The organism is Methanobrevibacter olleyae (genome assembly GCF_900114585.1).
Lineage (GTDB): Archaea > Methanobacteriota > Methanobacteria > Methanobacteriales > Methanobacteriaceae > Methanobrevibacter > Methanobrevibacter olleyae.
The window spans coordinates 36,923-46,011 of record NZ_FOTL01000014.1; the positions used below are offsets into that span (position 1 = coordinate 36,923).

The window sequence follows — 9,089 nt, forward strand, 5'->3', positions numbered from 1 at the left end:
TTATGACTAAGATAAATTCTAAGATTAATTCAGAAACTAAAAATCTCAATAAAAAAGATAAGTCATACTATAAGAATATTCTTTTAATAGGAAGTCCTAATGTTGGAAAAAGCTTAACATTTAATAAATTAACTGGTATGACTGCAATGGTTTCTAATTATCCTGGAACCACAGTAGATATTGATGAAGGGAATTTTACATATAACAATAAAACAGTTCATATAACAGACCCTCCTGGACTTTATGATTTAAATACAATAACTGAAGAAGAAAGAGTAGCTAAATTATTAGTTTTAGATGAAGAATTTGACCTGATGGTTCATATTGTAGATGCTAAAAATATAGAAAAATCAATTGACCTTACATTGCAATTAATTGATGCAGGAAAAGAAGTTATTTTAGTTTTAAACATGATGGATGAGCTTGAAAAGATGGGAGCGTCTATAGATGCAGAAGCTTTATCCCATGAACTTGGAATTCCTATTGTTTTAACTTCTGCAGCAGAAAATAATGGATTGGATAATTTAAAGCACACTATAGTTAATTATGATTCTATAGAAGATGATATATTAAAAAATTCTGATACTTTACTCGATGTAGATTACGGAAGCTCAATTGAAAGATCTATTTCTGAAATTAAAAATAATATTAAAGGTAAATATCCTGTTTCTAAAAGATACTTAGCAGTTTCTTTACTTGAAGGTGATGCAGACAGTGAAAATTTAGTAAAAGAAACTGAAGATTATACACAATTATCCCAAATAATTAATGATGAAAGGGCTAAATTTGATAAGCCTCTAAAATATTTAACAAAGCTAAGATTAGCAGATTATGCTAAATATATCAAATCAAATTACACTACGATTGATAGTGTAAATACTCATGATTCTGATAGTTTTGCTGAGAAATTAAGCAGAATTATGATTCATCCAGTTTACGGACTAATTATACTTGCTTGTGTATTATATTTCGGTCTTTATTTAATCGTTGGAGTATTAGGTGCAGGTATACTTGTAGACTTTTTAGAAAATACTATCTTTGGAGAGTACATTAACCCTGCACTAACTGATATAATTCTCCAATATATTCCTTGGGTACCAATTCAAAACCTATTTGTTGGTGAATACGGTATTGTAACCCTTGGTTTAACCTATGGATTTGGTATTATTTTGCCAATTGTATCTCTCTTCTTTATTGTATTTTCAATACTTGAAGATAGTGGATACCTACCAAGACTAGCTCTTTTGGTTGATAATGGATTTAAAAAGATTGGTTTAAGTGGAAGAAGTGTTATTCCATTTGTTCTAGCTGTTGGTTGTGGAAGTATGGCAACAATGGTTACAAGAACATTAGAAACAAAAAGAGAACGTAATATTGCTACAATGCTTATGGCTTTAACAATTCCTTGTTCAGCACAGCTTGGAGTTATTATGGCTTTACTTTCTGCCCGTCCAAAGTCTATTTGGATTTGGCTTGCTGTAATTATATTTGACTTTGTTTTAATTGGTTATCTTGCAAAAAGATTTGTTCCAGGATCACAACCAAGTTTTTTTATGGAGTTACCTCCTCTTCGATTGCCTAAATTATCAAATATTGCTAAAAAGACTTGGACACGTCTTGTAATGTATATTAAAGAATTAATTCCCATATTTGTATTGATCAGTGTAATTATTTGGGCACTTGATTTATGTGGTATTTTCCAATGGATTATATATTGTATAAGTCCTTTTGTTAATGCTATTGGCCTTCCAAGTTCAACAAGTTCTTCATTTGTTCTTGGATTCTTTAGAAGAGACTTTGGTGCTGCAGGATTAATGACAATTCAAAGTCAATTAACTGGTGTTCAACTACTTGTTGCATCTATTACTTTAACATTGTTTTTACCATGTGTAGCTCAGTTAATGATTATGATTAAGGAAAGAGGTCTAAAACTAGCTACCTTCATTGCAATATTAAGTATAGTTCTTGCATTTACTATGGGTTTTATTGTAAATCTTTTGTTACATGCTTTTAATGTTGTACTTTAAAATTTTGAGATTGATTATATATTTAACTATATATTAAACTTTAGATTAAGCTTTAGATTAAATTTTAGATTAAACCTTAGGCTTAATTAGAAAAATTATTAAATTAGGATGTTAATATGATTGAAAATTTAGAAAATACTAAGCAACCACAGGATAATATTATTAAATGTGAATTCTGTGGTTTCAGATTTCAAAAATGTGATGGAGTAAGCTGTGATTCATGTCCAATTAATTGTAAAACTATTAAATGTCCTAATTGTGGATATGAAATATTACCTGAATCTAAATCTTATAATTTCTTAGAAAATAAATTTAAAAAATTAAAAGCAGATTATTTAAATAAATTTAAAAAAATTAAAAGCAGATTATTTAAATAAATTTAAATTAAAAGCTGTTTATTAAGATAAAATTAAAAAATAAAAAAATTATAATAGTTTCTATAATAAAAATAATATTTTTAATTATTAAAAAGGAGTATTAGAATGGATAAAAAAGATATTGAGGATTATTTACGTCAAATATGGGTTAGAGAGTATGAGAAAGAGGAAAAATTATTAGTAAATGATTTTAACTCTGAAGATATTGATATTTTATCTAAAAAAGAATATATTGATATAAATGATGATTTGATTAGTTTAACTGAAACCGGAGAGGCTTTAGGAAGATCTTTAGTTAGGAAACATAGGATTGCTGAAAAGGTCGTTGCTGATTTATTTTTAGCTGATATGAATGAAATGGAAGAATTAGCTGACCAAATTGAGCATGTAATGAGTGAAGAAGTTGAAGATAATATTTGCAGAATCCTGGGAAATCCAGAAAATTGCCCTCATAATAAACCTATTCCAGAAGGGAATCGTTCTAAAGACTTAGATAGTGAACATTCTATACCTTTAATAAATTGTCATAGTGGCAATTCAGGTGAAGTATCTCATATCAAAACAGAAGATGCTCGTAAATTAAGAAAGATTATGAATTTAGGGCTTATTCCAGGTTCTAAGATTTGTTTAATTCAAAAATTCCCAAATTATGTTTTTAAGTTAGGTAATACTCAATTAGCTGTAGATAAAGAATTAGCTAGTGAAATTTTTATTAAAGTAAATGAATAATTTTAATAGTAATGTATTAATAAATTTATAATTAACTATATTTTAAATTATATTTTAAAGTATATTTTAAAAGTATATTTTAAAGGTATATTTTAAATTATATTTTTAATTATATTTTAAAGTATATTTTAAAGGTATATTTTAAAAATATATTTTAAAAACAGTATTAATAGGTGATTATATGTTGGAAATAATTCCTGTTATGGATTTAATGAATTCTGTAGCTGTTTTTGGGAAATCTGGTGATAGAGAAAATTATGCTCCACTTCAATCTATTTATGCAAATTCTCCAGATCCTTTAGAAATAGCAGCCTCATTAAAAAGAGCTAATGCAAAGGAAATATATATAGCTGATTTAGATTTAATTGAAAGAAATGGAAATCATAATATTTATAAAATTAAGGAAATTAATACTATTTTACCTGTGATTTTAGATGTTGGTGTAGATAATTTAGAAACCTTTGAATTTTTATTGGATTTTGCATATAAAATCATTGTAGCTACTGAAACACTTGATTCAATTGAAGAACTAGAAAAGATTTTTGATAAATATCCAAAAGAAAGAATTATCATTAGTGTAGATGTTAAAAACAATGAGTTATATACAAAAAATATGGATTTAAACTTAGAAGATTTTAAAGAAGTTTTAAGGAAAATAGATCCGAATGAAATTATTTTACTTGATATTTCATCTGTAGGAACTGAAGGTGGTTACAATAAAGAACTACTTGAAAGTTTTGAAGAATTTAGGGATAAAATAATTTTAGGTGGTGGTATTACTAAAGATGAGATTGAAGTATTATCTAATTTAGGTATTAAGAAAGCTTTAGTAGGGACTGCTTTACATAAAGGTGAAATAAAGATACACAATTTCTAATTTTTTTATTTCTTATATTTTTATTAGTTTTTTTAAGTATTTTAATTATTTTCTTATTCTTTTTCTAATATTTTCTTATATTTTATCTAATTTTTCTTCTAATTCAAATTTTTTATTATTAGCAACATTAATTCCATCATCAGAATAATCATCACTTTTTTCTAATAAATCTTCTTTAATTTTAAAAAGAATAGCAATAGCTTCCCCAATATCCACACCATTAAATTATTTTCAAATTATTAACATGATAATTAAATAATATTAAATATTCAATATTATATAATATATTTAATAGTATATTAAAGAATTTTCTATTAATCAGTAATATTATTCGAATTATAATTTAAAATTATAGGAATGTTTATTTATTATTAGTTATATATTAATTATTACCTTACAATGGAGGTAAAAAAAATGGACAAAAGGAAAATTATTGCTTTAATAGTTTTATCTATTGCAGTTATTGGTTTTTCAATGGGTGCAATTTCTGCTAAAACAGTTACAGTGAAAATGGAAAAGGCAAAACATGTTGGACATGGCGATTATGTTGGAACTTTCTATCAAAAAAATGATGCTAAATACCCAAAAGGAACCTATGTATATGCACTATATTACAGCAAAAATAGAGCAGATTATGGGCCACATACATATAGATTAACAAAGGCTAAAATTTATTTTAAAAATAAAAAAGGTAAAGTAATTACAAAAACCCTTTATTCAAAAAAGACATACCAATATAGATTACTTTATAAAAAGAAAATTAAAGGCTATACACCATATAAATCAAAGATTACTTATCGTAAAATGACTAAGGCTGAGAAAAAGAAAAATAAAAAGTATATTGAAAAGTATAGCTAATCAATTATCTTCATTTTTCTTTAATTTTCTTTAGTTATTTTTAATTTTCTTTATTTTTCTTTAATTTTCTTTATTTTTCTTTAATTTTTTTAATTTTTTTTTACACTTTGTTGAAATCTTATTATATTCAATATTAAAAAGCATATATTAAAAATGGCTCTGTTGAAATCCTTATATTTTAATTAATTGAATTGATTTTTGGATGTTATACACTAAACATTTGAATTTACTTTATTTATTTGATAAATTAGTAGTTTTATTTCTACTAATTCGTTAAATATTCTTCTATTTCTTTTTTTATTTTACTTTAAATTTAGTTTTTTATGTTAATATTTAAATATAAAGTTATATAAAATTATAATTAGTATAGTTTTAAAAAAATTCGGTTTAAAAATTATAATTTTAACCTATAATTCTATAAGTTTAATTTTAATTTATAATTCTATAAATTTAATAGATATTTAAAATATTTTAATGTGATAAAATGGCTAGTGGATTTATTATTGTATTTTCTCATATTCTCCCTTTAATTATAGGGTTTTTCAGTATTTTATTAATCATCAATGGAATAATGGATGAACAAAAACATATAACTGCTTTAGGCATAATCTTTTTCCTTCTTGCAGCTATTGGCCCATTCTTTGTTTTACCGTTATTTGTATAAATTAGTTTTTTATTAATTTTTTATTAATACTTTATTTTTTATTTTAACTCTTTTTCTAATTTTTAGCCTGTATTTGAATCTTTTCCTTGGTAATAGAATACTCCACTTTTTTCCTTTAATCCTAATGATTCAGAAATGGTATTCTAAGAGGATATACAGAATCCTCATAAATTAAACAATTTTATTTTTATATAAATTTCATTATTCTATAAACATATCATAATATCATGATATGAAAACATTTAAATATATTAAGATATCATAATATAATTATGTGAAGGTGTTTATTATGCAAGAAGAAAACTCAAATAATAATCTTAATGATGATGTATGTGAGGTATTTCATCCTCATGAAGATTCCATAGAGAGAGCTAAAAAGCATACTTTAGCTGAAGAAGAATACGCTGATTTATCAGAGTTCTTTAAGATATTTGGTAATCCTACAAGGCTTAAAATAATTTCTTTATTAAGTTTTGAAGATTTATGTGTTTGTGATATTTGTGAATCATTAGGTTTAAATCAAACTGCAGTCTCTAATCAATTAAGAATATTACGTGTACATAATATTGTTAAATATGAAAAAGAAGGGAAATTAGCAAGATATTCATTAACTGACCTTCATGTAGAAATGATTTATAAAATGGGTTTAGAACATATAAATGAATAATTTATTTTATAATTTCTAAATTTAATTAATTTCATTAATAAGGTGTTTAAATGACAAATAAATGTTACAATCCAGATTGTAATGATGAAAATTGTTTCAATCCTGAACATTATAATTATATCTGTTTCAATCCTAACTGTAGCGATATTAAATGTTTAAATCAAGACCATTATGATAAAAACTTATTAAGAAAATTTCAAGAGGAAAATGATTTAAGCGTATATGATCACAGAGAGGAAATTGATTATAGTAAAGATGTTGATATAAAAATTTGCGGCTCTCCAGATTGTGCAGATGACCATGATCACGATCATAATCATGAGCATCATCAGGAGCATGAGCATGAGCATCATCAGGAGCATGAGCATGAGCATCATGATGAGAGTTGTGGTTGTGATGAGGATGATTGTCATGACCATGAGCATGATGATGTAAATATATCTATTTGTGGCACTTTAGATAGTGTTCATGATGTTTGTGTTGAGAAAGATGATGATGTAAATATATCTATTTGTGGCTGTCCTGATTGTGCAGATGATGATGAGGGGGATGAGGAAAAAGAACTAATCGCAGAAGGTAAACCACTTCTATCAAATAGACCTATTCAAATCATGGTAAGTAGCGGTATATTATTTATAATGGGACATATTCTTGAATATTTATCCTTTAATCCAACAACTGTAAATATAATTTTCATGCTTGCAGCTATTATAGCAGGTCATGAAATCGCAATTCTTGCTTATAAATCCATTATTAAACGTCATACAATTGGTCCAGCCTTACTTATGGTAATAGCTTCTATAGCTTCATTTATTATTGGTCATCCTGAAGAAGGTGCAGCAGTTGCTTTCCTATATTATATTGCTGAATTCTTAGAGGATTATGCTGAACATAGAGCTAAACATTCCATTAAATCCTTAGTAGAAATTGCTCCTGAAACTGCAAGAGTTAAAGTGGGAGATGATGAAGAAGTTCGAAAAATTGATGATGTTAAAATAGGTGAAATTGTTGTAGTAAGGCCTGGAGATAAAATTCCATTAGATGGAAATGTCAAATCTGGTGTTTCAACTGTTAATCAAGCTTCCATTACTGGTGAAAGTATTCCAGTTAGAAAAGCTTTAGGTGATGAATTATTTTCAGGAACTGTAAATGAAGATGGTTATTTAGAAATTCTTGTAACTAAAAAAGCTAATGATACTGTAATTTCTAAAATTGTAGCTTTAGTTAAAATGTCTCAATTACATAGATCTAAAACTGAAACATTGGTAGAACGTATTGCTAAATATTATACTCCTATAATGATTGTTATTGCATCTTGTGTAGCAGTTATACCTCCATTTTTATTTGGTCAAGATTTACTAAGTTGGGTTTATAAGGCACTTTCAATTATGGTAATTAGTTGCCCTTGTGCATTTTTAATCTCTACTCCAATTGGTATGGTATCATCTATTACATCAGCTACAAGAAAAGGTGTACTTATTAAAGGAAGTTCTTATGTTGAAGAAATGCGTAAGATAAAAGCTGTTATCTTTGATAAAACAGGAACTTTAACTGAAGGTAAACTTGAATTAAGTGATGTAAATATTTTAAATGAGAACTATAGTGAAGAAGAAGTAATTAAAATAGCTAATTCTTTAGAGAATAATTCATCTCATCCTATTGCAATGGCAATTACTAGATATGCTAGTCTTAATGATATTGGATTTGGTGAAGTTGAAGACTTTAAAAATGTTCCTGGAAAAGGAATCATTGCTACTGTTGATGGAAAACAATATTACGCTGCTAATGAGCCTTTAATTGAAGGTAGTGAATTCAATATCTCAAGAGAGGAAATTAATAATTATTCGGCAGAAGGTAAAACCTTAATATTCATTGGTGATGAAGATTCTGTTATTGCAAGTTTAACTGTAGTTGATAAAATACGTGATAATGCTCAAGAAGTTGTAGCTGACTTAAAAAAGCAAGGTGTAAAAACTATAATGTTAACTGGGGATAATAAAATAGCTGCAAATAAAGTAGCACAGGAAATAGGATTGGATTATGTTTACTCTAACCTTTTACCTGAAGATAAATTAAATATCTTAGATACAATTAGGAATAAATTTGGTGATGTAGCTATGGTTGGTGATGGTATTAACGATGCACCAGCATTAGCTCGTGCTAATATAGGTATTGCTATGGGTGCAGCAGGTTCAGATGTAGCTATTGAAACTGCTGATATAGCATTAATGCAAGATGATATCAGTAAGTTGCCTTACCTATTTAGTTTAAGCCAAAAGACAATGAATATAATTAAAGAAAATATTTCAATTTCACTTTTCATTAAGCTTTTCTTTGTAATCCTTGCAGTATTAGGCTTAATTACTTTGATGATGGCAGTTGGTATAGGTGACTTAGGATTAACTTTAGTAGTTATATTGAATTCATTCCGTATTGCTATGGTTAAAGATCCTTTGTTTTAGATAAGTTTTATAAAACTTTATAAAACTTTTTTCTATTTTTATTTTTAATTATTTTTTTTATACATTTTTTACTTTTTTTAAATCATAAACAATTTAGGGTCCTAGATTTTTTACATTTCTGCAAGCTTTTGTAGGGCTGTTTTTGTAGTGTAGCCTTGTAATGTGATGAGCCCTGCTAAAAATACATTTAAATATACGGTTCTTTTTACTGAATCATGTGTATATTTGTGTATATTCTCTCATGTTGAGTCCATCTTTGCATAATTTGAAGAAGTCTTCTATTTTACCCCTTATTGGTTTATATTTTTCCCAATTGTTTATTTTTTCTAAAAATTCGTTTTTTAGTCTTTTTAATAGTTTTTTAATCTTTTCTGTGTTCTTTTTTGGGTTAAATATCTCTAATTTGTAGTTGAATATTTGATTTAATT

General features: G+C 26.3%; 9 protein-coding genes and 1 pseudogene. 8 read left to right on the forward strand and 2 right to left on the reverse strand.

Annotated elements, in window-relative coordinates; all coding sequences use genetic code 11:
- The first annotated feature begins 2 nt into the window (after positions 1–2).
- The 4 genes from feoB (at position 3) to BM020_RS05205 (ending at position 4,010) form a co-directional block, all read left to right on the forward strand.
- Positions 3–2,027 carry a ferrous iron transport protein B gene (gene feoB / locus BM020_RS05190; protein ID WP_074798485.1) on the forward strand — a complete coding sequence of 675 codons (2,025 nt, stop codon included), beginning with the start codon at positions 3–5 and terminating at the stop codon, positions 2,025–2,027.
- Between the two features lie 116 nt (positions 2,028–2,143).
- The gene (locus BM020_RS05195) at positions 2,144–2,404 is read left to right on the forward strand and encodes a hypothetical protein (protein WP_074798487.1); all 261 of its coding nucleotides are present in this window, start codon (positions 2,144–2,146) and stop codon (positions 2,402–2,404) included.
- Positions 2,405–2,509: 105 nt separating this feature from the next.
- Positions 2,510–3,133 carry a metal-dependent transcriptional regulator gene (locus BM020_RS05200; protein WP_074798489.1) on the forward strand — a complete coding sequence of 208 codons (624 nt, stop codon included), beginning with the start codon at positions 2,510–2,512 and terminating at the stop codon, positions 3,131–3,133.
- Between the two features lie 181 nt (positions 3,134–3,314).
- The gene (locus tag BM020_RS05205; protein WP_074798491.1) at positions 3,315–4,010 is read left to right on the forward strand and encodes a HisA/HisF family protein; all 696 of its coding nucleotides are present in this window, start codon (positions 3,315–3,317) and stop codon (positions 4,008–4,010) included.
- Between the two features lie 75 nt (positions 4,011–4,085).
- On the opposite strand, the gene BM020_RS09590 is transcribed toward BM020_RS05205, so the two are convergent.
- A complete protein-coding gene (locus BM020_RS09590; RefSeq protein WP_159428549.1) occupies positions 4,086–4,226 on the reverse strand; it encodes a hypothetical protein in 141 nt (46 codons plus the stop codon).
- 198 nt (positions 4,227–4,424) lie between these two features.
- Here BM020_RS09590 and BM020_RS05210 point away from each other — a divergent pair, with 198 nt between their 5' ends.
- The 4 genes from BM020_RS05210 to BM020_RS05225 all read left to right on the forward strand — a co-directional run bounded on the left by BM020_RS05210 (position 4,425) and on the right by BM020_RS05225 (position 8,661).
- On the forward strand, positions 4,425–4,868 hold the full coding sequence (locus tag BM020_RS05210) for a hypothetical protein (protein WP_067146574.1): 444 nt from the start codon (positions 4,425–4,427) through the stop codon (positions 4,866–4,868).
- 484 nt (positions 4,869–5,352) lie between these two features.
- Positions 5,353–5,532, forward strand: a complete 180-nt coding sequence (locus BM020_RS05215) for a hypothetical protein (protein WP_067146572.1) — start codon at positions 5,353–5,355, stop codon at positions 5,530–5,532.
- Between the two features lie 289 nt (positions 5,533–5,821).
- Entirely contained in the window at positions 5,822–6,199 is a 378-nt protein-coding gene (locus BM020_RS05220; RefSeq protein WP_067146570.1) for an ArsR/SmtB family transcription factor, read from the forward strand.
- A gap of 50 nt (positions 6,200–6,249) precedes the next feature.
- Entirely contained in the window at positions 6,250–8,661 is a 2,412-nt protein-coding gene (locus tag BM020_RS05225; RefSeq protein WP_083405375.1) for a heavy metal translocating P-type ATPase, read from the forward strand.
- A 110-nt stretch (positions 8,662–8,771) separates the two neighbouring features.
- On the opposite strand, the pseudogene BM020_RS09825 reads toward BM020_RS05225, so the two are convergent.
- Positions 8,772–9,089 (reverse strand): annotated as a pseudogene (locus BM020_RS09825) (IS5/IS1182 family transposase); the annotation flags it as partial.